The following is a 1,874-nucleotide window of genomic DNA, read 5'->3' on the forward strand; positions in this document are numbered from 1 at the left end:
GCATAAACGTTTTCGGCGGCATCAAAGCGTTGCTGCTCGAATCTAATTCCCCCCAATGCTGCTAAAGCTGTGAGGTTATCGGGTTGCTGTGCCAAAATATTTTCGTAAATTTTCCCAGCAAGACTCAAATCCCCTGCGGCTCTAGCTAGTTGTGCTTGTAAGTCGGCGGAATTCTCATTTTGCGGCAACCTGGCGATTAATTGCCTTACCCTGGCACGGGCTTGGGCAGGATTACGTTGTGCGATCGCTTCCACAACCCGCAGTTGCATGGGGATGTTACCAGGTTCAACCTCTGCTAAGTAGGTATATAGGGTTTCCCGTTCTGGATATAGTGGTAGGGCTTCCACCAAGCTATACAATTCCGGTGGTGTATTCGTTGCTGGCTGGGTTCCTAGCCAATTCTCTAACACTGCTTTTGCCTCAGCTTCAGAAATCCGCTTTGCTTGATAAGCAATCACAGTTCGTCCCAACTGCAAATTTAAGCTCTGGGGATTACGTTGGAAAAGCTGATCGTAAACAACCAAGGCATCTTCATAACGCTTTTGCTGTCGCAATAATCCCGCAAAACCCTGTAAAGATGCATCCATAATATCGGCGCGATCGGGCTTACTTTTAATCAAAGCCTGGTATCTTCTAGCACTGGCATCCAAATTGCCTTCGCGGCGTTCGATTTCTGCTGCCAATAATTGGTGTGCTAAATCCCGACTACCCATTGGAGTTGCAGTATATCCAGCTAGTGCCTGTCTGGCATTCACCATATCCCCAAGTTGCAAATAAATCTGGGCGACTCGGAAATACAACATCGGTACGTCTGCCCGACTTTGCAGCAGACTTTGATATATAGGTAAAAACTCTGGGTCTGGGGTACTAATTTCTGCTAGTGCAAATCCTAATTGCTGGAGTTGTACTGGGTCTGAGGGTAATGGCTGAAGTGCCGCACTCAAACGCTGACGTATATCGCTACGGGAGAGCAAACCTAATTTATTCTCCAAGGCTAACTGCCGCACTAACAAACTTTTATCGTTTGGTTGCTGTGCCACTAGTTGACGGTAGAGTTGCAGGGCAGTTTGTTCACCATTGGGCAAACCACTAAAAACATCGGCAACTTCCTTCACCAATGAGGGGGAAGGATTGGGATTAGCTGCTAAAGCTTGACGGTAGAGGGTTGCCACTTGCTGGGTCAATGCGGCATTGGTCGAGCGCTTGCGAATGTCATTTAGGGAACGAGCCAAGGGTAAAACCGCATCTGGTCTACCTTGTAATGGCTGTAATGTTGCCACAGCCCTATCTGGTTGTTGATTGGCAAGATAAGCCACCGCCAATTCCTTACGGGTTTCGATGGCAGTGCGATCGAGGCTCCCAGAGCGCTGTAATTGGGCTTCCAATACCCGAACTGAACCTGCTGCATCGCCATTTTCCCGCAATGCCTTACCGTAAGCGACTGCCGCATCCCCAACAATCGGTTTACCAGTTCCCCGGTAGCGATTGAATAATTCCACCGCTTTGGTGGCATCACCTGCGTAGGTATATGCCTGTGCCGCATTCAGCAAGTTTTCTGGTGTGGGATTACTTGCCAACACCATCCGGTAATCGCCAACAGCTTCAGCCTGACGACCTTGGTAAAAGAACAGTAAAGCCCGGAGATTTCGTGCTTCCAAGTCGTTGGGAGTCTGTTGCAGCAGAGATGTGAGCGCTCGAATCCCTCCCGGTTGCCATTGGGGTTTGTATGTACCCAGCAAACCCACTGTTTTTAATGCCAGTTGGTTATTGGGGTCTTGGGCTATGACTTGTTGGTAAGCATTCCAAGCCTCATCAATCTTTCCAGCCCGTTTGTAGCCAATTGCTAATCCCAACTTGGCTTGTAACGATTGGGG

Annotated in this window: 1 protein-coding gene; it reads right to left on the reverse strand. The window is 48.9% G+C overall.

Going from position 1 to position 1,874, the window contains the following annotated elements:
• On the reverse strand, nucleotides 1-1,874 hold a 1,874-nt coding region (locus tag CK510_RS29910; RefSeq protein ID WP_095725061.1), incomplete at both ends, for a tetratricopeptide repeat protein.

Source organism: Brunnivagina elsteri CCALA 953 (genome assembly GCF_002289455.1).
GTDB lineage: Bacteria > Cyanobacteriota > Cyanobacteriia > Cyanobacteriales > Nostocaceae > Brunnivagina > Brunnivagina elsteri.